The organism is Paenibacillus sp. FSL R5-0749 (genome assembly GCF_038595085.1).
Classification (GTDB): domain Bacteria; phylum Bacillota; class Bacilli; order Paenibacillales; family Paenibacillaceae; genus Paenibacillus.
The window spans coordinates 2,622,504-2,643,939 of the sequence record NZ_CP152005.1 but is presented as its reverse complement, the minus strand read 5'-3'; the positions used below and the strand labels follow the sequence as shown (position 1 = coordinate 2,643,939).

20 protein-coding genes are annotated in these 21,436 nt (G+C 46.6%); all 20 read right to left on the bottom strand.

The features are described 5' to 3' along the window. Positions 1–406 precede the first annotated feature (406 nt). On the bottom strand, positions 407–931 hold the full coding sequence (locus MKY85_RS11970; protein ID WP_339241832.1) for a GNAT family protein: 525 nt from the start codon (positions 929–931) through the stop codon (positions 407–409). A gap of 66 nt (positions 932–997) precedes the next feature. Beyond that, positions 998–1,297, bottom strand: a complete 300-nt coding sequence (locus MKY85_RS11965) for a hypothetical protein (RefSeq protein ID WP_339260597.1) — start codon at positions 1,295–1,297, stop codon at positions 998–1,000. Between the two features lie 42 nt (positions 1,298–1,339). Continuing rightward, positions 1,340–1,786, bottom strand: coding sequence for a GNAT family N-acetyltransferase (locus tag MKY85_RS11960; protein WP_342572664.1), 447 nt, complete (start codon positions 1,784–1,786; stop codon positions 1,340–1,342). Between the two features lie 182 nt (positions 1,787–1,968). Beyond that, a complete protein-coding gene (locus MKY85_RS11955) occupies positions 1,969–2,907 on the bottom strand; it encodes a hypothetical protein (RefSeq protein WP_342572663.1) in 939 nt (312 codons plus the stop codon). Positions 2,908–2,997: 90 nt separating this feature from the next. Then, positions 2,998–3,345 carry a hypothetical protein gene (locus MKY85_RS11950; RefSeq protein ID WP_342572662.1) on the bottom strand — a complete coding sequence of 116 codons (348 nt, stop codon included), beginning with the start codon at positions 3,343–3,345 and terminating at the stop codon, positions 2,998–3,000. Between the two features lie 53 nt (positions 3,346–3,398). Further along, positions 3,399–3,629 carry a class I SAM-dependent methyltransferase gene (locus MKY85_RS11945; RefSeq protein WP_342572661.1) on the bottom strand — a complete coding sequence of 77 codons (231 nt, stop codon included), beginning with the start codon at positions 3,627–3,629 and terminating at the stop codon, positions 3,399–3,401. Between the two features lie 3 nt (positions 3,630–3,632). Further along, positions 3,633–3,821 (bottom strand): hypothetical protein, encoded by a 189-nt coding sequence (locus MKY85_RS11940; protein WP_339260593.1) that lies wholly within the window; start codon positions 3,819–3,821, stop codon positions 3,633–3,635. A 59-nt stretch (positions 3,822–3,880) separates the two neighbouring features. Beyond that, the gene (locus MKY85_RS11935; RefSeq protein ID WP_339260592.1) at positions 3,881–4,657 is read right to left on the bottom strand and encodes a class I SAM-dependent methyltransferase; all 777 of its coding nucleotides are present in this window, start codon (positions 4,655–4,657) and stop codon (positions 3,881–3,883) included. A gap of 103 nt (positions 4,658–4,760) precedes the next feature. After that, positions 4,761–5,231 (bottom strand): NUDIX domain-containing protein, encoded by a 471-nt coding sequence (locus tag MKY85_RS11930; protein WP_339260591.1) that lies wholly within the window; start codon positions 5,229–5,231, stop codon positions 4,761–4,763. A gap of 144 nt (positions 5,232–5,375) precedes the next feature. Continuing rightward, positions 5,376–6,926 (bottom strand): glycoside hydrolase, encoded by a 1,551-nt coding sequence (locus tag MKY85_RS11925; RefSeq protein WP_342572660.1) that lies wholly within the window; start codon positions 6,924–6,926, stop codon positions 5,376–5,378. A gap of 95 nt (positions 6,927–7,021) precedes the next feature. Further along, positions 7,022–8,035, bottom strand: coding sequence for a carbohydrate ABC transporter permease (locus MKY85_RS11920; RefSeq protein ID WP_339241815.1), 1,014 nt, complete (start codon positions 8,033–8,035; stop codon positions 7,022–7,024). Positions 8,036–8,067: 32 nt separating this feature from the next. After that, the gene (locus MKY85_RS11915) at positions 8,068–8,967 is read right to left on the bottom strand and encodes a sugar ABC transporter permease (protein WP_339241813.1); all 900 of its coding nucleotides are present in this window, start codon (positions 8,965–8,967) and stop codon (positions 8,068–8,070) included. Further along, positions 8,964–11,618: a DUF5696 domain-containing protein gene (locus MKY85_RS11910; protein ID WP_342572659.1), complete on the bottom strand. Its 2,655-nt coding sequence runs from the start codon at positions 11,616–11,618 to the stop codon at positions 8,964–8,966. The genes MKY85_RS11915 and MKY85_RS11910 overlap by 4 nt, the downstream gene beginning before the upstream one ends. Positions 11,619–11,639: 21 nt before the next feature. Continuing rightward, positions 11,640–12,263 (bottom strand): Yip1 family protein, encoded by a 624-nt coding sequence (locus MKY85_RS11905; protein ID WP_339241810.1) that lies wholly within the window; start codon positions 12,261–12,263, stop codon positions 11,640–11,642. Beyond that, entirely contained in the window at positions 12,250–13,689 is a 1,440-nt protein-coding gene (locus tag MKY85_RS11900) for a gluconolactonase (RefSeq protein ID WP_342572658.1), read from the bottom strand. Before MKY85_RS11900 ends, MKY85_RS11905 begins: the two co-directional genes overlap by 14 nt. A 17-nt stretch (positions 13,690–13,706) precedes the next feature. Further along, entirely contained in the window at positions 13,707–14,570 is an 864-nt protein-coding gene (locus MKY85_RS11895) for a carbohydrate ABC transporter permease (RefSeq protein WP_342572657.1), read from the bottom strand. A gap of 3 nt (positions 14,571–14,573) precedes the next feature. Continuing rightward, a complete protein-coding gene (locus MKY85_RS11890) occupies positions 14,574–15,479 on the bottom strand; it encodes a sugar ABC transporter permease (protein WP_110896201.1) in 906 nt (301 codons plus the stop codon). A 72-nt stretch (positions 15,480–15,551) separates the two neighbouring features. Beyond that, on the bottom strand, positions 15,552–18,464 hold the full coding sequence (locus MKY85_RS11885) for an extracellular solute-binding protein (RefSeq protein WP_342572656.1): 2,913 nt from the start codon (positions 18,462–18,464) through the stop codon (positions 15,552–15,554). 122 nt (positions 18,465–18,586) lie between these two features. Continuing rightward, complete coding sequence (locus MKY85_RS11880) at positions 18,587–19,993, bottom strand: extracellular solute-binding protein (protein ID WP_342572655.1); 1,407 nt, start codon at positions 19,991–19,993, stop codon at positions 18,587–18,589. Between the two features lie 42 nt (positions 19,994–20,035). Beyond that, entirely contained in the window at positions 20,036–21,430 is a 1,395-nt protein-coding gene (locus MKY85_RS11875; RefSeq protein ID WP_342572654.1) for an extracellular solute-binding protein, read from the bottom strand. Positions 21,431–21,436: the final 6 nt, after the last annotated feature.

Here is a 21,436-nt window from a genome sequence, read left to right as displayed (position 1 = left end):
AAATTTTCGTACACGTAGTTATTACATCCGTTCATCAAGTGTTCCTCAAGAAAGATGACCTCTGCCTGAGAGTTGTTCATATCTACCTATTACGCTTAAGCTTCATAATGACCCGATCGAGGATGAACCCCGCTCCTCCCCAAAAAATCAAATGGAATAAGTATATTAATGGCCTGAAAAATGAAGTCGTCTCTGGATTTGTATTTATTTTGGTTAACCAGTCATTCAGCAACGGATTTATAGGATTCGTTAAATAAATCAGAATATTCTTATCATCGTTCCCTGATAGATTAATGAAACATACGGTTAGCGAGAAAATAACAAACCAAAAAGTCAGCTTTTTCAGTATGTTCAGCATGACGGGTGGGTAAACCTCCTCTCAAGTACGATGAGTCCTTTTGAGAAGCTATTTCTTCCATTCGTCCTCTAATATGCTCATCTCGATCAGATTCCAGAAGGTATCTTCATGTCTTCTCGCATCACGAATAAGTCCTTCTCGTACAAAGCCCGCTTTTTCATAACATCGGATGGCTGAGACATTAAAATCAAATACACCCAGACTGATCCGGTGTAACTTCTCCTCTTCAAATCCAATTCGAAGTGCCTCATCGATCATTTGCTTTCCATAGCCTTTACCCTGATAGGGCTTGCCAAGAAGCACCTTACCGATACGTCCTGAACGGTTATATCGATCGATACCGCCAAGAGCGATATGGCCCACAATCTCCTGAGTCGTTTCATCCATCACTTTATAAATGAACTTATTCGAAGTGTTCTTATCATTCGCACCATGCAAATAATCTGCTAGCTGTTCCTTGGAAAGTGGATAATGGAACTGCGGGCCAGCCCACTGGAGCAGATACGCTTCATCTCCACTCCATTCGATTAGTTGATCAAAATCTTCCGGTTCAAAGTATTGGAATGTAATCATGTTGATCTGCCCTTTCTTCTTTTATGTCATATCATAACTTATTTCAGTTCTCTTGTGTCATCCTTCCTAATGATGAGTTTCATCAAACTCTTTGTTTCTTGCATTCATTTCACGAATGGAGTTCTGAACCCAATTCATTCTAGCTACTATACAGATAACTCCACCCAAAATGCATATCGCACCTATCCAATAATTCAGTTCAAAATTCACTTGATAATCACTCGGAGTATAACTACCCGCTGCTGCTGACTGGAATGCTGCATACCCTAGCTTCGGAATCACCTCTTCAATCATTTTCGAGATTGTAATAATCACAATGCCTAACATGATAAAGAGTAATGAGAAAATACTCTGTAAATGCTTCAAAGACCTACCTCCTCTACAATCCGAATCGCATGTATTTTGGCACTACCTGCATCTTAGAAGACGAACAACTTCGCCACCAATCAGACCTTCACTTACTCGGTGAAAACCAAATGATTCATACAGCTTCCCGGCAATATCATTTTCCGGCCTGTGTCCAATCATGATGCGTTTGCATTTCAGCGATTCTTTCATTAGATCAATCAACTTCCTAAGGGCTTCTCTTCCATAACCTCTGCCCTGATATTTGGTATCTATCATTAGAGCAAGAAGCCAATAGTTATCCTCATGATCCGGCCGATCTGAGTACACCGCAAATCCAACTAATTCCGAATCAAAATAGATGGCCATGGGTTGAAAGTCTTCAACTACCTTGGATTCAGCAATCCAATATACAACCGGCGCGGGGAAACTTTTTTTCTGTTGTTCAGTTACATTCAGTTGGGTACATGGATACCAATTATCTACCGAGACACGTTTTAAATGAATCATAGTTTGAAATTCCTCCTTGTGAAAATTACACAGAGGAATCCCTCGGAACGCTTCCTTGATTCCTCTGTGCTAGACAAAAACACCTCTGGCAACTCCGTTTCTTCTACTCAGATTCGTATTGTTTCTCATATCACATCACTCCTTTCACATTGTTATGCAAACCTCTTACCACTTCAATCACCTCATGCTAAACCTTTGATCTCTGATAGTTCAGGAGTATGTTTGACGAGGTCAGCTAGTTCATAAGATGCATTTGCTGATAATGCATCTTTAACTGCCTCAGTCCCTCTTGTTTTCCAGATCGAATATATCCATTTGGAAGAACCATATGCATTCATGCGATGATCACGTTCCTGTATCTGCATGAACAATTTCATACTTTCCTCATACCTTTCAATATCCGTTAAAATACAGGCCAGATTGTTCAACGCAATGTTGATATCTCTCTGTGAATTTCTGGAGACATTAATATTCTCCCAGCTACCGACCACTTCGTCTTTTCTTGAAATGGGCAGTGCTCCAACATTGATGTCATCAATCGAATCCATCGTTTCGTTCACAAGAGCTTGAACTCCGACAACATCCCCAGCATGATAAAGCCTAGTCAGACGCTGTTTGTTGTATGTAATTCGGGCAAAAAGAGTATTGGACCATGTCTCATCTTCTTGTATGAGCTCGTTCATATTTTCAAGCACACTGTCCATTTCACTGTACCTCTCCAAAACCCAAAGCGAACCGCCCAAAGCCCGATGGCTCTCGAATCGAACACCTCGGTTGGTATCCAGCTTGGGTGCATGATCACAAGCATAATGGTACCACTCGATCCAATGATCAAAATAGTTTCCCAAGGATAATGATAACGCTTGTGTCGAATCCGAAACGATCCAGTGTAATTGCTCAGGGGCGAGGTTTTCTTTCCCCCATTCGAAGAATTCCCGGTGATTCGCAAAAAGCAGTTCCGACTTTCTTAACAAGGCATAACCATCAGAAATATTCCAGTAGACCCAGCCTCGTTCATGGACAGACAATCTTCTGGATTGTTCATATTTTTTCAGCAAATCAATCATGCCTTGATGATCATCTTGAACTACAAACTCCTGGAAAGCTTGAGCGATATTCATTCCCATCCTCCGTCTCTTAGGAAGCTTATTCTGTCATAGACAGTACTAATGCACCGAGCAGGTAAACCTTATTTCGAACGTACACAGCTCTTACAGAGGCTTCGTGCCGCAAGCTGTAATGAAATTCATCATGGCATAGGCTTCCGGCGAATGATTTATCGCATCAGAGGCTTGTTGCAGTTGGGCAAACTCCTCCGAACTGATCACACCTTTTTCAGCAAAATGGACAAACCGATTGAGATTAAACTGCTGCTTAAACCCTTCTATGCCTAACAGATCACTATGTTGAAGCACGGAGTCAATGTCAACATCGATGTATCCGCTCTCAGAAAGGAGACGTGGCAGGCTTCTGCCAATTAAACGATTACCGCCGTGTTGTGCCACATAGTCCGAAATTTTCATTAATACCGTATGCAATGCAGGGACATCAGGATTCACTGCACCAAAAACACCATCATCTACATCAATAATGGCAAGGCGGCCGCCAGGCTTCAGTACACGATATATCTCTTGTGCGGCTTCGTTAGGTTGTTCAAATGAAGAAAGATCAATCTTGCCACGACAAAATCAAAAGAGTCATCCGGCAGATCCATTCCGTATATAGACGATTCCACAAATTTTAACCGCATGGAAGGGATGTCTTTCAGCCGTTCTTTGGCTTGTGCTTGCAGTGAACGATCAATCTCAAGCGAGGTAAGCTCGCTGTCAGGCAGACTGTTCAATAGCTACTCTGTAATGTACCCTGGTCCGCTTCCGACCTCCAATACACGCATCCCGTTTTTCAAACCATACCATTCCAGATTGCGGAACTCTTTGCTCCACCCCATGACCGCCTGAACCCTTAACCGCTCCAACTCCTCTTGAAAACTTAACACCGCCGTTTGAATATTATATGTTGAACGCAAGTCACTCATATTTTATTCCTCCTGTTTGCAATGGAATGATAAAGATATATCCTTAGACACAAATATCCTTAGACCTTTTTCTTCCCTAGATAAAGAGCAACCTTATGTTGTTTTTCTATCGTTCCACCTGCAGCATCAATGGAGTGTTTGATGCGTTCCAGAAGTGAACGCCGCACATCCTCAGCCAGCTGTTGATGCTTGGAATTTGTATTTAACAACGCGACATATTCTTCGCTGGAACAAGTCTGGATCCAGTTATACTCCTTCACCTCAATATCCGTGAACAAGCCGGATTGTTCTGTTATTTCTTTACGCTCCTGGATAACTTCATCTGGGGAAGGATAGTGAGAATCATCCAGATGAGGGGCTAATGCGATGTAATGGGAACGAATTTCAGTATGTAGCGGTTCAAAGTTCGGAACATGAATCGTCCAAAAAAGGCCGATGCCACCTCGATCCTCTAACAGCTCCCAAGCCCGACGGTAACCGATTTCCGGTCTGATAAAATGAAAGGCGGTTCCCGACACGATTAAGGAATAGCGCTCTCCTTCGTCATCCCAGTCCTCAAAAGGAGTGTTGATCACTTGAATCGAGGGATAGGACTTGAATTTGTCTACGGTGAACTGAGCCAGATTACTGCCTAATTCAATACACGTGATATTGGTATATTCCTTGCTCACCAATCCACTGGTCGCCTGTCCTGTTCCGCACCCAATCTCCAGAACGGGATCTTCTTTGTTGATCTGTAAATATGTAAAAATATCTTCAAACATTTCACTTGGATAGACGGGTCTATATCGATCATATTCTTGAACTACAAGATTAAATGTTTCCTTATTTTCCATGTCGTATCCTCCGATTTCTATTGTCATTCTCCCGATATACATTGACTAAACTATTCCCCTCTTTTTTCAGATGAAGAGATTTGGTTACAATACATATTGAATGCTACCTTGTCCTGATATGAATTATGGACTGAGCGTCTTTGTTTTTCCCGGTTAATAGAGCCAATAATCCATCTGGTACCAGCTTGATGTCCTCTTTTCCTTCATTAAAATCGCCAATGGACTTCCACACGGCTCGGTAGGATTCCTTTCCTTCTATGCCTTGAAGCTCTATCTTACTGTACATGTCAGTGTTCTTGAATTTTGCTTCATAGATAAAATCAATTTCATGCCCCGTCTCTTCTACCTGAAAAATATTCTCGATTACAGCAATCAGCTGTGGAGGTTCAATCTCTTGATGCAACTCTTCTCTTATTTCTCGCATTAATGTGTACTGACTGTTTTCTCCGAATTCAACTGTACCACCCACAGGACGATAGAACGTGGTTGAACTTCCTGGGGATTGAAATGCTTGCACAAGGATCTGATCCTCATTACATGTAAAAATGGCCAACGCGACCGTGCGAATATTCATTTTTTTCTCCTCTTATCGTGCATTTGCAGGCTGTAAAAAAAGCCCATGACAGAATTTAGCTTAATAACACATTTCTGCATGTATCAAACCTCATTATATCATGGGCGATATTGAGTGAAACCTCACAATTTATTTTTTCGCTGTTTACTCCACACCTCCCGTAAAGGTCACAACTGATTTCCCTGGAATGGTAAGGATAAATGACTGCATCTCTTCTCCGGCTATAACCGTCTCCTGACAGGCTAAATCCAGTTCAGCACTGGTCACATAAGACTTCATTGTGGTAATTGGACCATTTAAGCCGAGTTCCTGAAGACTCACTTGAATGCACTTGTCATATTGACCATGGTTTACAAAAACAGCCGTTACCGTTTGCTCTTCCTCATGAATATAGGCAGAACCGAGTAGTCCGCTGTCGGCTTCCTCTCCAAGCCCGGTGAGTTCAATTCGCTTCGCTCCAGGCCGAATAAATCTGCTGTAGTTGCCGAGTACCCACAGCATTTTCGAGGTCAGAATATTTTGCTCATCGCCAGCTTCACTATAATCCGTATAGATCAGCCCATCCTTATAATCCACCTTGGAGACAGCCGTCCACCATTGCCAGGCCGCAGCATGAGCCTCAACTAGATCAAAATGAATTGTTCTCGCTACATGCAGAGCGGGTTCAATGCCTAAATCACGTCCAGGTCCGTAGTCTCCGAGTATGCAGTATTCAGTAACCCAATATTTGCTGTCTGGATCATAATGGTTCAGGTTGTGATGAAGCAGCTGCCTGAGTCTCACCAGACGATCATCTCCGGGATTACTGTAATCAGACCAATAGGAATGCGAAGCGATTTTATTGCCCACCGTTTCCTTCATCTGAGGATCGCCAATCAGGTCTTTTATGTATTCCCGGTACTTGCCCGTGCCGAGCTGATTAGCACCGCTGGAATAGGTTCCGCTGCCCGCAAACTGGCGATAATATTCATCATCCAGCAGTGAAGTGATCTCCACACCGTCCGGTGCGCTGATTCGCGTGTGCAGATCGCTCTGCTGTAGCTGACGATATAATTCGAGAATGACTTGTTTTAGATCATCGTTATTGTAGCGATTGCCCTCCTGCCAAGCCTGATTCCAGTCCCAGGTCGGCTCGTTGATCGGACTGATATAATTAAAAAGAAGTCCTTTCTGTTCGAAATGCGTTAATACATCCATAAGATAGGCTGCAAATTTGCCTTCATCCCCTGTTCTCAGGTTGGTCGAACCAACTCCAGGATCAGGCTGAGCATGACCATTCTTGGTCATCCATACCGGAGGACTGTTCACAAAAGCGATAAGTGTCTCCACTCCCCGATCACGAGCGGCCTCAAGAAACCACTGTTGACCTGATTGCTTGCTCCAATCATATTCACCGTCCTCCGACGTTTTGAAAGCTTCCGCTCGTCTCCACGGGTCGGGAATCCGATCTTGATCTGTTTCCGCCGAGCCTGCACCAATGTTGAAACGCCATGCAGATAATCCGATTCCTTGTTCTCTGGAAAATAAAAGATCGGCTACCCGGGCTTTGTTCTCTTCACTCCAATACTTCCCGAGCGGCTCCATCGACCACGCATCCGAAGCCCCGAAGTTGTCTATACCCTGATAACGTATCTCCCCGTCAATCGTTACCCTCTTATCCAGTTTCGTTTGTGTTTCTCTTGTATTGATCTGCATTCTTCTTCCCCTCTTCCTGACCTGTACAGCCAACTGTATTGCCAACAATACCAATAGTAGACTGCCCGTTTAGCCGGGCAGCCCCCACTTCCCCGTTATCCTACAAGACCAGAACGTTCCACACTCTCTACGAAATGACGCTGAACGAACAGATAAATAATAATTAGCGGTAGAATCGCCATCAGCACACTCGTGTTCATCATCATCGACATGAAAAACGGATCTTGCGTATATGAGGCAGCAGCCTGACCGCCACCCGTCAAATAAGTTGCAATGGTGAACCCGGACGATGACATCATCGACGACATCACCTTAGGTTCGTTCAGATACATATTTGTGAAAAATGAATCGTTCCACTGCCATACAAACGAAAACAGCATGACGGTAACCATGGATGGGATCGCATTTGGCAGGATAATTCGGCCAAACGTTCTAAAGTATCCTGCTCCATCCACATAAGCTGCCTCTTCGATCTCCCGTGGAATGCCTCTGAAAAATTGGCGGAAAATGTACACATACAGTCCGGTCTTGACACCCATACCCAGGGCAGCCGAGATCAGGAACGGCCAGTACGTATTGATCAGATTGGCAGGACTGCCTCGAAACAGCTCAATCAGCCCCATCACATCAAAGTTTTTGAAATTCAGATACAGCGGGATCATAATCGTCTGTGTCGGTACCAGAATGGTAAAAATCACCGCAGCAAACAACAACCCGCTGCCTTTAAATCTGATTCGTGCAAACCCGTAGCCAGCCAGGACACAGGTTATTGTCTGCAGCAGCATCACCGCTGACGATAACCACAAGGTATTCATCAGCACGCTAGGGTAATTCATAGCTGTAAAGACTAGCTTGAAGTTCTCTAGCGTAAAGGTTCGCGGAATCCAGATCACCATTGGGTCGTACAAATCGGACATGCTTTTGAATGATATGGATATCTTCAATAAAATGGGATAGAGAATGACAAATGATATGCCAAAGATCAGAACAAACCGGACCAGAATCCATGCCCACTTTTTGATTGCTTCAAACCAGTACGCCGCGGAGCCCAAGCGCTGTAGCCATTCCTTTTTAACAGACGGCTGCCCTGTTGCGGTTTCTGTCTTCATGTCAGACCTCCTTTTCCTTTTTTCCAGCATTGCTAATTCTGATAAAAGACCTTGCGGGATACAATTGCGGTGGTTACCCACAGAATCAGTGCAATGACGGCAAAATAGATCCAGGACATCGCCGCACTGAGTCCAAAATTAAAGCTCTTGAAGGCCGTATCCACCACAAGTCGGCTCGTCTGATCACGGATAAAGCTGTCCACAATGGTATAGACCAGATTCGTGAGAATCAGAGGGCTTAGCATGGGAAATGTAATTTTCCAGAAGGCTTCATATCCCGTTGATCCTTCAATCTTGGCGGCTTCATACAATGAAGGTGAGATCGACTGCAAGCCTGCAAGGAAGATCAGAATCTGGACACCAGACTGGCTGACGATTTCGTATATCCGGCTTACTGCACCTGTCAAATATTCAACAAGAATCGGACTCATACCGGACTCCAGCAGCATAATGGTGAGATCCAGATTTTTCATGACGGATAGACCACCGCCAGTCATATCGTTTGCATTACGTACGACAGACTGCATCAGATCGCCGTTTTCGATGCTTGCAATAATGCCCGAAGCCAGAATCACGGGCAGAAAAAAGATTGCTCTTGCCAGCACCCTGCCATGGAACTTCTGATTCAGAATAACGGCAAAGAACAGGCTGAAAATGATGATTAACGGTGTATTTACCACGATATCCAGCACCGATTCCGTCAACATGCGTACATAGGATTCATGTGAGAATAATGCCTCACGGAAATTGCCCAGACCAATATACTCCAGACTGAAACCTTCATTAGACACCTGCAGATTGCTCAGACTGTAACGGAACGACGAGATCAGCGGCACCATGAACAGAAACAGGAAACCGAGGAACCAAGGCAGGATGAAGTACAAACCGTAATATCTGTTTTTTTGCTCCAATGATAATTTTTTGATTTTCATTCCGGTGTGTCACCTCCTACCTGGTAACTCTTCGCTGCCACACTTACACCGTTCACCTTCACAGCAGCATCGTTGTAATTCACAATGACCGTTTTTCCTTTTTCAAAAGTGGTCTGATAGACACCATCGCTCAGCTTTTCATGTTTAACAATGGATTGATTCTGCACGTCATGCAGCACCTCGTTCAGCTCGGCATACCGCTTAGCCGACTCCTGAATCCAGCGTCGATAATCGGCCGAATATAACTCGTCGAAGCCCGTCAGCTTGATCGCGGACGGATCAGCGTGGAACCACGTATAATACGGCGCTGAGCCGGTTTCAATCGCTCGCAGCATCTGCTTGAGAGAATCCTGATCCTCTGCCATATTCCATGCTTGGCCTGTGTATTGAATGTAGCCGTGATAGACCAGCTGGAAAAAGGGAACCGTCTCGTCCGTGATATTAAAGCCACTGCTGCTCATCGGTGTATCCACAATATGTCTGGCATAGGGACTTGCGTACACATTGCCTCCTTCCAGGAGAAGGGATACATCTGAGGAACCCTTCACCTGCTCAAGCTGCTGCACAACAACCTGCTTGGCTTGCTCACGGTTGATCACGTTGGCCCGGTTGTAATCGGAATTAAGCTGATCGCCCAAATCGCGAAGAGAAATGGCATTGAGCCCGAGCGGTGCATAGTCCTGCATAAATCCGTTTACAATGCCCGGTACGGCCTCGGGAGTAATAACATAGCCCGGAGGAGACTCTTCATCCCGCATAAACGTGGACATGCGATACGGAAAAACTTGCGCAAGTTTGCCCGTAATTTGACGTGATGCGTACGATTTCTTGAAAGCGTCAGCCTCCGGGAACACCTCCAGAAACGATACATCCGGGTATAAACCAAAGCCATTTTCTTGCATGTACGCCTGAAGGCTTTGCAAACCCTTTGCACCTCCAAGTTTCTTGTCAACCTGGATGGATTTGGGCAGATCGTGATGCACCCCTCCGTTGAACCATCCGGTGTATTGCAGCTGAATATCCTGCACACCTAGATCTTGCATCTCTTTTACAATCTCCTGTGCCTCTTCAAATGTGGTCAGCGGCTCGTAGGCACTGTACGGGATCCCGAGAAAAAACTTTTTCTTGGGAATGCCACCGATCAGTTCCACGTAGAAAGGCAGTGTGGTATCATCCGCCAGACGTGTGAGTTTCTTTTGCCCGATGAGATAATCCCGATACTTGGAAGCCATTCCCGAATAACTCGCATCGTCGGAATCCAGGAAATCATAAACGACAGCTATTTCGTTGTGAAAAGGCTGCGCCTGAAACCGTTTGACTGTGCTGGAACGCCAGCCATTCGTAAGGGTAACTTCCTCCATACTGCTCAGCGCAAAGCTTGGATACACGGTGTTGTACTGATTCAATCTGCCGCTAATATCCGCCTCCACGGATGCAACAGCATCCCCTTTATCAATGACAGCGAGATATCCTTTGTCTCCGTAACTCATACCAAACACGGGCATTCTCGCCTTCTGCTCCTTCTGAATCTGTGTAAGCTGGTTGATCGCATGATCACTGCCGTACAGCGCTGTACTGTAAGGTGATGCATACGTCTTTTTGTTGTTAAAATAAATCAGGGAACCCGAACCGTCAGGCACCAGACTGTAGCCTTCCTCCTTAGGCCCGCTTGCTCCGAAGAACGGCAGCAGGGACAAGGATTGAATTTTCATCGCTTCCGGATATTCAATGCCGTTCTCGGGTATGGAAACCCTCAAGCCCCCATCCTCGAGTCGATAGTGAACGGGTACAACCACATTGGCGCCCCCGCTTTCTTCCTCTCCGTAAGCTGCTTTGTCGATGGCAATCTGAGCCTCGTCATAGCCGATGGATTCAAAAATGCGGGTGACCTTTGACAAGCCCACGCCCTTCAGAGAGGAGTCCCGTCTCTCATAACGTTTGTTCTGTTCATCGTGACTAAAGCGCTTCTCGATCTCCTTCTGGTCCTTCTCCTCCAGCTTCGCGAGAATCAATGTGTTAAAGCGTTCCTCGCTAATATATTTGGGGATCGCTTCGATATCACTTTTGACTTCGCCCAGCGTGTATACGATGTTGAGTCCATGCTCTACTTTTTCAATCTCAAACTGACCACTCTGTACACTATGTGTAAAATTATCGTATTTCAGCGCATTGCCCGCATTATCGTAATACGTCAGCTCAAACTGCACATTCAGCTGAGACTTGTTATACCCCGTCGCAATGGCATCCTGCTCCCGATCCTGCGGATTGGAAAACCATATTGCCCCGTTCTGCTTATCCTTGACCGCAATTTCAGTCGTCTCCGGGTGCAAATACAGAATCATCTGCTCGTTCTCAGCAACCATTTCCATGCCCTCAGGGACCGTCATCTCGCTAGGGTTGGACTTGTTCGCAGCCTTTGCATCTGGAGCATTTGGCGTAGCTGCCACGTCTGATGCGCTGCTCTTTGCCTGATCTGTACTTTCAGGTGTATCAGTTCCAGCACGTTGAGAATCTGCCGTTTGTTGCTGCTCTGAAGTGGTTTGTTGCTCCGAAGTCGCTGGTCTTTCGCCCTCCGCATAATTCACACTTTGTGTGATTAAAAGACTGCTTATGAGCATGACCGCTACGATAGCGGTACGTCTTCTTTTCATCTCCGGCACCTCCTTCCTCTTCTATTCGCGCAGCGTGATCTCTTGATAGAGGGTGTAGCCAAAACTGATGATCTGCTGGATCAAGCTAAAGAAAAGCAGGCCCAGAAATATAACGACGCCCATCACGACGAGTGTGAGCAGCATCGTACTAATGGTTTTGAACACAGAGTATTGATGTACCGTCTTCGTTCCGATAAACAGCAGCCACACAAACCAGAGCATACCGAACGAATCCAGCAAATAATAAAAGGAGGATTCACGCAGCGTAATAACATTACTCAGCAAAATATTCGGAATGTTGACCAGAATAAGCGGAAGCATCGCATATCCCGTCGCAATCAGAATATCTTTGAACTTGCCCTCCCCATCCATCAGCGTGGTCAGCGACCAATTGGCAATACACCAGAGCAAAAAAGGAAGCACGATATACTTGAACTCATTGATACTGTTCAGCGAAAGCGGATAATTGTCATTCACGACATACCCCGCGTACTGACGTTTTACAATCATCGTTACGGTGACTGCAAACAGTACCAGGAGTGCCACACGCAGCCTGCCTTTATTTTCATATTTCAAATCCCAGTATCCGTCAAAAGGGCGTACCGCGACATGCAGAGAATACCTGAGTTCCTTAATTAGCGACATCTCCGATCCTCCTCTCATTTTTTGCTCTAGTGATGCGGCGCCATGCGATTACTCCGATCAGCAATCCGATGGCTATTGTCATATACATGCCGAAATATTCTCGCATATATTCCCTGCGATACTTCGCGAGTGCCTTGGAGTAATACTCCCGATCATTACCGAGCTTCAGATACGTCATCGCTTCCTTGTATTTTCCTTCCCGCAACATCGACTTGCCGATCCCGACATAGGCCATTTCATAATTGGCATCCAGACGTAATACTTCCTCCCAGAGCTTAGCGGCTTCTGTATGTTTCCCTGTACTGTATAGACGGTTCGCCTCGTTCACCAGGCTTCCGAAGGTGGTAGCCTTGAACTCGGTGATCCGGCCCAGGTCACGATCCAGCACATAGATGGCATCACCGTGGCTTTCAACCGCCACCGGATTTTTGAACGTGCCTACCTGATTGCCCAGTTGACCAATGACATACAGCAAATTGCCGTCTTCGTTATACGTGAACACACGCCCACGCGTAGAGTCCAGTGCACGGTAGACCCCATTGCTCGACACTTTGATATCAATGAAAGAGGAACGATTCATGCTCAAGTCCCCAACCGGCGCAAATTCTCCGTTAACCCGGAGCACATCGATTCCGGATGGATTCAGCCTTTTGACCGCAGACGTTGTATTTTTATCCGCTGTTGTTGTGTAGATAAAACCGCCATCATCCACATCGGCGTTGTTGAATTCCAGTGGAATAAAACGAATCATTTTCTCCCGTTGCTCCTTGGTGGATACCGTTTTCCAGAATAGATCGACCGGATCAAACTGCACACGGTTTGTACCCATGAATCCGGTAAAACGCCCGTCACTATCAAACTCAATCAAGCCTTCGTAGACACCCCGGCCAACCACATAGATTCGCCCGGCTTTGTCCACAATGACTTTTCGCGGGAAATATTCAAACGTCTCGCTGAGCACATCCGATTCCGGTGCACCGATGGCACGCACAAATGTACCGTCCTGATTCAGCTCCACAATTCGTTTGTTTTCGGTATCCGCTACGTAGATTTGGCCCGCCTCCGTAACAAAAAGCCCTTCTGGATTCAGGAAGCTATCCTGTTTGCCTCCATGCTCGAACTGCTGAATGACTCGTACCGTTTCCCATTTATCGTTTAACACAACGATTCGCGCATTTCCTGAATCCAGCACGTAGAGCAGGCCATCCTTCGCAGCATATATATCCAGGGGGGACTGCCACGTCCCAGTTCCGGCCTCCTCACCTGTAATGACTCTGGAAGGGAGAAAAGCAATCGGTGACTTTACTGCATTCCCCCAGTAGTTATAGGTATATCCCTCATACGGTGCCGCATGAGCCTGGTTAGTTCCGAGTCCGGCAATCAGCAGGGAAGCTGCCAGAACGATCAGCCATGATTTCACTCTCATCTCTAACACCCTCTCCCTTAATCCTTCATGCCGGATGATGCCATCGTTTGAATGACATTGCTCTGTGACAATACAAATGTAACAATCGGCACCGTCATCATGATGACAGCTACAGCAGCCCCTACTCCTGCTCGGGCAATTCCGCCTTGCACAATCTGTCCCATGGCGTAATGCATCGTTTTAAGCTGTTCACTGTAGATAAAGCTTCCACCGTCCGTACCCCACAACATCTGCATCATCAGAATGAGCAGTGTAAGCCAGGCCGGTTTGACGAGCGGCATAACCACCTGGAAAAAAATCCGATACTCGCTTGCGCCATCCATTTTTGCCGCCTCCAGCAACGCATCCGGAATCTGCTCCATAAACTGTTTCATCAGATACAAGCCAAGCGGATAAGCAAAGGCCGGAATAATGATCGCTTGGTAAGAATCGAGCCATCCGAGAGTTGACATAATCATATAGTTCGGGATCGCTGTTACATGTGGCGAGAACATCAGCGACAGCACAATAAAGGTGAACAAAACTTTATGACCGCGAAACTTGTGTTTCGCCAGCGGATATGCCGCTGCCGAAGCCAGGATTATATGGCCAAACGTACCCGCTGCTGTAATAAATACGGTGTTGAAAATGTATCTCGAAAAGGGAACCCATGAATTTTTCATGACCTGAAACAGATCGGAGAAGTTTTCAAACGTCGGGTTCCGTACAAACAAGGTCGGCGGGAAAATGAACAGTTCATCCAGCGGTTTAAAGGCATTATTGATGACATAGATGAGCGGAACCGCCATAAATGCGCCAAATCCGCCAAGCAACAGGAACAGCAGAATATCGACCTGCCAGGATCGATTGATTTTTCGTTTCATAAGCAGGGCTATCTTCATCGGCTATTCCCCCACTCTCTTCAAAAGCTTTTGAACAAGCAGGTTGGAGCCCAGCATCAGACCAAACAGCACCGTTGCGATGGCCGATGCATAACCCATTTCAAAACGAATCGTTCCGTAATCCATTAAGTGCGTAACAATCGTATGTGCCCCATACTGCACACTCGGGAAACCGGCGAGTGCAGTGGCCACTTCGGCAACCGCTAGAGATGCAGTAATCTGAATAACGGCGCCAAACATCAGCTGAGGGCGCATCGAAGGAAGCGTAATATACCACAGCTCCTGCCAGCGGTTCTGCACCCCATCGATGGCTCCCGCTTCATATAACGTACGATCCACCGTTTGCAGACCGGCAATAAATGCAAGGAAGCTCGTTCCCAGACTAAGCCATAGCTGCACAAGCATGATAATGGCAAGCATATATTTCGGATCCTGAAGCCACAGGATCGGCTCATACAGAATGCCCGTTTTCATTAGAAAACCGTTCATAATGCCGTAGGAGTCCCCGGAGAAAATAATCTGCCAAATAAAAAACACATTGCCCGAAATCGAAGGCGCAAAAAATATTAGTGTCATAAACGCTCTTACCTTCGGATTCAGCTCATTGATGAGCCACGCAAATACAAAGCAGGCTATGTAGCTGATCGGGCCAGTAACCACTGAGAAAATAATCGTATTTTTGAGACCTATCAAGAACACATCATCATTCCAGAGCAGCTTGGAATAGTTCTCCCAGCCGACCCATTGTGGAAACTCCAGCATGTTGAAGTTGGTAAAACTGAAAAAGATCGAAATGATGACTGGAAACACGGTGAATAGCAGAAATAACAGCATATATGGCGATAAAAGAATATAAAGATGTTTATCCCGCTTCATATCTCTGACAAAGAGTTCCCATCTTCCCGGCATGCCGGCAGGCGTGCGCTTGGGCTGAGAACCGGGTTTGGTCACGATGTTTACCTTATGCAAAAGAGTCCCTCCCTAGCGCATTCCGTCCAATTTAAACTCTTTTCGTTTTTGCTGAATTTCGTAATTAATTTCCTGAACGTAATCATATAAAGCATCGGTTGAGTTCGTACCGTTATTGACGACCTCACGTAATGCGTTATCCAGATGGCGACCTGTAAAGTAACCTCCGGGAACCTCAGGTACCCCTTGTACCCACTTCCACTGTTCTTCCAGACTGCGATAATCACGGATCGGCCAAGGCAGCTCCTGTAAAGCTTCGATGTTCGCCGTTGGGTAGCGCGCAGCAGCACCCATCAGACCTTCCATTTCCCGTCCAAAGCGAACCTGGGCATCCTTGCTTACCCACCACTTCATGAATTCCCATGCCGCATCTTTATGTTTCGACTGCTTGAGCATCACCGTCGCCGTACCACCGCTTGCCACATCACGTTTGATGCTTCCATCGGGCTGCTTGAGGCCTGGAACCGGGATGAATTCCCACAGACCTTTAATCTCTGGCGCAGATACAGACAAGTAGTTATAGAAGGTATAGTCCATGATGCCCACAGGCATTTCCCCCGTTCTGAAGCGCATGGGAAAATCAAAGGTCAGTGGCAGCTTGTAACTGGTATAGAAATCCGTCCATTCCTTGAACGCCTCCAGTCCAGTCTCCGTATCCATACCACTTCTGGCACCCTTGTCTAAGTAGAAGGAGCCGCCCATCTGATACAGCAGCATGGCATACGCCCGATTAACTTCCAACACGGGTACGCCAGTTGTCTGAGCCAACGGCAGCGCCATCTCCATGTTGTGCTTCTGCAGCACCGGGATCATGGCATACACGTCATCCCACGTCTGCGGCGGCTCCAGATCAAGCTGCTCCAGAATATCTTTACGATAAAACAACATGTTAAAAATCTGCTGTTCCGGAAGCGCGAATACCTGGTCTTCAAACTGATATGGAACCATTGCACTGTCCCTGAACTGCTTGATTAACTCGTTATAGCCTGGATATGTGGACAAATCCTCCGCCGCGTGTCGCATCCCGAAGTTCACCGGCACATCATTGCCAACCTGCATGGCTACATCCGGACCTTCTCCTGCAAGCGAGGCACGAAGCAACACGTCTGCATTAACCAGCTTGAGATTAACGCTAATGCCTGTCAGCGGTGTAAACGTATCATCAATCATCGCTTTCAGTACCTGTGCCTGGTCGCGGCCCGTTCCAATCCAGACGGTCACCGACTTGTCTTCATCGGCGGTGCTGCCAATGGTGTCATAATCTTCGAAAAAGGAATGAAGGAAGGATGACACCTCATGTCCTGTTTTACTGAACACAGACCCATTCGCTTTGGGCAGTTTCTCACCAGGTGAGGCAAGCAGCAGATAGTCAATCTCAAGCGGCTGCTCACGCACTTCAAGAAGCCAGGAGCCGACGCTGCCGACATTGATTTTGAATTGACCAAGCCGCTTCTGAACGGTTTCGGGTTTATCGGCCAGATCAGCAAGCTGATAGGCGGTTTTATTTAAAATGGCTGTTTTGTCGCTTTTCTCCCCTGTCAAACGAATTAACTCTTCAGAGACTGCAGTTAAAATATCACTCTGTTCCCGAAACACATCCACCATATCCGGAATCTGTTTGTCTAATTGATAATCACGATACGGGTCCGGTACATTGCCCGTGATCATCAGAATTTTTCGATACATCGCATTGATCTCGAGCACACTGGCTTCAACCTGACGAATTAGCGGTGCGATGGCCCCGAGACTGACCTCAAGCTGCAGTTCGTGTTGTCCCTTCGTTAAATAAAACAAATAAGGCTCTTCTTCATTGCCCAACACATTCATCTGCCAATCGGCGTCATAGAAAAATGGAATTTGCATCATTTCCTGGAAAGGAACCTTGTCATCAATCTGCAATGAGCGAGTTGAATATATGCCTCTCAGCAGTTCTTGTCGGCCCTTGATCGCTATCTTGTATAACCCGTCTTCTGGTACATCCATCTCCCATGCAATCCATTGTCCTGGCACCCGCCAGTTGTTTCCACCAATCGTGTTCATTCTGATTTTGGAAACATCATACGGCTCTGTCGATGTACTGGAGCGATCTGTGATGGAATATAGTGTCGGCGATGACTTATATGAAGCCTTCTCCCCTTGAACCTTGATTAAATGCCCGGTTGTTTCCTTGTATCCTTTAGTCTCATACTCCTGCTTGAGTTCTGCATAGGATGGCGGAGCTTCGTAATGATGCAGTTTGATGGTATCAATCACCACCGGCTCACGTGTAGAGACCAACTTGATGGAATGATTCCCCTCTGAAAAATAAAACTGATAAGGCTCTTCATAATAGCCCTCTTTATCTCTCAGGATCGACTCCTGCCACATTGGCTCTTCAACCTGGCGCGGACGTAGGTCATTGCCTCTGTTGTCCTGTTCGATTTCCGGTTTTTCGTTGACCCATACCCGGTGAAAGCTCATGTTACGAGCACTGCTGAACGGCAGCTTTCCATCAATCCACAATTCCCGTTCGATAACAGAGCTTTTCCCTTGAATTGGGTAATAGCGTAATGACATATGATACATTCCTGATTCAGGAACATTCACTTTCCACTCCACCGATCCACTTTCCTCTGTCCTTATGAACTCGCCTACCTCGCCGCCAAGCTCCGTGATCATCTGCGGGTTCATGCCTTCGGCAGCTGAGTAATCAGCCCCATGGATGACAATGTCCCTCGCAGGCCGCTTCTCGTTCTGAAATTGCTTCAGATACGTATCATAGCTATCCTCAGCAGCAGATTCAGATATCGGCATGACACGACTCGGATCTGATGATCGACTTCCGGTCTTGGCATTGCCACTCGCACCGGAACTGGATATCGCATACACCACGACGAGCATTAGTGTGACGACAACGATCGTCACTCGGGATAATGTGAACTTCACCCAATGCCCCCCTTTAGATGACTTTCGTGAAAGCAATGAGGTGCGGCCCGTATATTGTGCTTCGACTAACCCCACTCGAAAACAATCATCAGGCCGCCCTATTGCTGTTTAACTACCAAGCGTTATTTTTTCTTTTCCTGCTCTCCACTTAACACTTTTTTCACCGCAGCCTCAGCTTTGGAGATCACTTGAGCAACACCCGTGGAAGGCGTAATCTCACCTTTAACAAACTTCTCAGTCACGCTATCCAGTTGATCCTTGATACCCAGACCACCGAAGCGTCCGCCAAACAAACGCTGCACTTTGCCATCATCGTTCATGGCATTGGCAATGGACGTTTCATCCGGCAAAATATTTTCTAGGGAAAGTCTGCGATTGTCCTGCCAGTTATCGAAGTCCTGCAGATCTTCCCAAATCTTTACGATGACATCTGCATCCTTCACCCCTTTTGGAATGACATAAGCTGCGGTCTGACCAAAAGGTTCATGGTAAGACTGGGCTTGTGGACCTTTTGGCATATACACATAACCCCACTCATCCTTGAGCTTATCAAGAATGCGGCCTTCAATCTCCCACAGCCCGCCTGGATACATCGCAATCGTGCCCTCCCCAAAATATTTGGCGGGATCTTCCCAGTCGTTTCCTCCATTCGCTTTAACTACTTTATGCTCCGTGTACAAGCTGTGCAGAAAGTTAAGCGCTTCCATAGCTTCCGGTGAATTAAACGTGACTTTACCCGTCTGCTCATCATATAACTTGCCACCATTACTCGCGATCAGCATCTCGGACAGCACATAATGCGCGCCAGCGAGGCCGTATTGATCCATTTTGCCGTCACCATTGTTGTCTACGGTCAGCTTTTTTGCCGCGTCCAGCATCGAATTCCAGTTCCAGTTATCCTCATCCATCAATTGCTGAGGATCCTTCAATCCAGCTTCCTTAAAAATCCGTTTGTTATAGAACATGCCGCTATCATTTGGCGAATACCAGCTCTCCAGGCCATAGATTTTTTCACCCCCAAAGCGCATCGAATCAATAACATCCTGCTCTACCCGTGTATCCTTGAGATATTCGTCCAGCGGTGTCAGAAACCCGCCATGCATGAGTCCCCAGATGAATCCATCCGGAATTCGGACAATCTCCGCAAAAGGCTCGTTAGCGAGCACGGAGGAAGACAGCTTTTCAGAAGTGGACCAGTATTCTGTGTTCAGATATTTGATCTTCACGTTATACTTTTCTTCCACCATTTTGATCCGTTCCCGCGCAAGCTCATCGGATTCCGAATCACCTTTTGGTGTCGCATCCCACCAGTGAGAGATTCGAATGACACGTCCATTAAGGTCCGGGGCTGGCTCAGCCTCCTCCACTTCTTCTTCCTTCGCTGGTGTTGTGCTCGTCTCGACTTCAGCTGGCTGAGCAACTGGCTCGGCTGGCTTCTCACTTGTACCCGTGCATGCAGACAAAAGAGTAATGAATGCGGCAAACAAAACAAACAACATGATTTTGCTGATCATCATTTTTTTCAACATGGGCTGCCTCCCTCAAGTAAATGATCCTGCTTTGCTTACGCCTTACTTGCTCTTCTCTCCCTTTAACACCTTCTGGATGCCAGCCTGTGCAGGTCCAATAATCTGTGCAACGCCTGTGGATGGTGTAACCTCACCTTTCACAAACTTTTCAGTTACACTGCCAAGAGCTTCCTTCACACCCAATCCCCCGGCACGTGCGCCATAAACCCGTTCAACCTCTCCGTTGTCATTCATGGCATTAGCAATAGAAGCTTCATCTGGCAAAATGTTCTCCAGCCATAGACGATGATTCTCCTGCCAGTTATCGAAGTCCTGAAGCTCCTCCCAAATTTTCACAATGACGTCTGCATCCTTAACACCTTTGGGGATTACAAAGCTCTCTGTGCTATTTACCGTATCGAGATAGGTAGATGCTTTGGGCCCTTTAGGCATGTATACATACCCCCAGTCATCCTTTAACTTGTCAAGAATGCGCCCTTCCACTTCCCATAAACCGCCAGGATACATCGCAATGTTGCCCTCTGAGAAATATTTGGACGGGTCCTCCCAGTCATTGCCTGCGTTAGCCTTCACGACTTTGTGATCGTTATACAGGCTGTACAGAAAGTTAAGCGCTTCCAAAGATTCAGGTGAGTCAAACGCTGCCTTCTGCGTTGCCTCATCGTACATCTTGCCGCCATTGCTTCCGATGAGCATTTCATGCAGCACATAATACGCACCTGACAGACCATACTGATCCATCTTGCCATCCCCGTTTTTGTCTACGGTCAGCTTCTTGGCCGCTTCCAGCATCGTATCCCAGTTCCAGTTATCCTCTTCCATTAGCTGTTGCGGGTCCTTCAATCCAGCTTCTTTAAACAGACGTTTGTTATAAAACATGCCGTTGTCATTCGGGGTATACCACCCTGTCAAACCAAATACATTATCACTGCCAAACCGCATGGAATCAATGACATTCGGCTGGATTTTCGTATCCTTCAAATAGTCATCCAGCGGTGTCAGAAATCCGCCTTGCATCAACCCCCAGATATTACCGTCAGGCACACGCACAATTTCAGCGAAAGGCTCATTCGCCATCACGGATGAAGATATTTTCTCTGACGTTGCTCCATAGTCTGTATTTAGATAAGAGATTTTGACGTTGTATTTCTTCTCTACATTTTGGATTCGTTCACGGGCACGTTCATCTGCCTCCGAGTCTCCTTTGGGGGCCGCATCCCACCAATTGGATATTCGAACAGCTCTGCCCTTCAGATCGATGGCCGGCTCCTGCTTCTCTTCAGCAGGCTCAGCTGCGACTTGCTTGTTTTCTTCTGCTGGCGACTTGTTAACAACCTCAGCTGGTGTACCCGCTCCACCGCTACAGCCAGCGATTACGGTTACCACCAAGGTAAGCATCACCAAAAAGGTAAACCGCTTCTGTCTCATAAACTTCATCTTACA

Coding starts and splice junctions, on each gene's coding strand:
- MKY85_RS11970 (WP_339241832.1), bottom strand. CDS start 931: ATGATTACATTCCAATACTTTGAACCGGAAGATTTTGATCAACTAATC.
- MKY85_RS11960 (WP_342572664.1), bottom strand. CDS start 1,786: ATGATTCATTTAAAACGTGTCTCGGTAGATAATTGGTATCCATGTACC.
- MKY85_RS11955 (WP_342572663.1), bottom strand. CDS start 2,907: ATGAATATCGCTCAAGCTTTCCAGGAGTTTGTAGTTCAAGATGATCAT.
- MKY85_RS11940 (WP_339260593.1), bottom strand. CDS start 3,821: ATGAGTGACTTGCGTTCAACATATAATATTCAAACGGCGGTGTTAAGT.
- MKY85_RS11935 (WP_339260592.1), bottom strand. CDS start 4,657: ATGGAAAATAAGGAAACATTTAATCTTGTAGTTCAAGAATATGATCGA.
- MKY85_RS11930 (WP_339260591.1), bottom strand. CDS start 5,231: ATGAATATTCGCACGGTCGCGTTGGCCATTTTTACATGTAATGAGGAT.
- MKY85_RS11925 (WP_342572660.1), bottom strand. CDS start 6,926: ATGCAGATCAATACAAGAGAAACACAAACGAAACTGGATAAGAGGGTA.
- MKY85_RS11920 (WP_339241815.1), bottom strand. CDS start 8,035: ATGAAGACAGAAACCGCAACAGGGCAGCCGTCTGTTAAAAAGGAATGG.
- MKY85_RS11915 (WP_339241813.1), bottom strand. CDS start 8,967: ATGAAAATCAAAAAATTATCATTGGAGCAAAAAAACAGATATTACGGT.
- MKY85_RS11910 (WP_342572659.1), bottom strand. CDS start 11,618: ATGAAAAGAAGACGTACCGCTATCGTAGCGGTCATGCTCATAAGCAGT.
- MKY85_RS11905 (WP_339241810.1), bottom strand. CDS start 12,263: ATGTCGCTAATTAAGGAACTCAGGTATTCTCTGCATGTCGCGGTACGC.
- MKY85_RS11900 (WP_342572658.1), bottom strand. CDS start 13,689: ATGAGAGTGAAATCATGGCTGATCGTTCTGGCAGCTTCCCTGCTGATT.
- MKY85_RS11895 (WP_342572657.1), bottom strand. CDS start 14,570: ATGAAGATAGCCCTGCTTATGAAACGAAAAATCAATCGATCCTGGCAG.
- MKY85_RS11890 (WP_110896201.1), bottom strand. CDS start 15,479: ATGCCGGGAAGATGGGAACTCTTTGTCAGAGATATGAAGCGGGATAAA.
- MKY85_RS11880 (WP_342572655.1), bottom strand. CDS start 19,993: ATGTTGAAAAAAATGATGATCAGCAAAATCATGTTGTTTGTTTTGTTT.
- MKY85_RS11875 (WP_342572654.1), bottom strand. CDS start 21,430: ATGAAGTTTATGAGACAGAAGCGGTTTACCTTTTTGGTGATGCTTACC.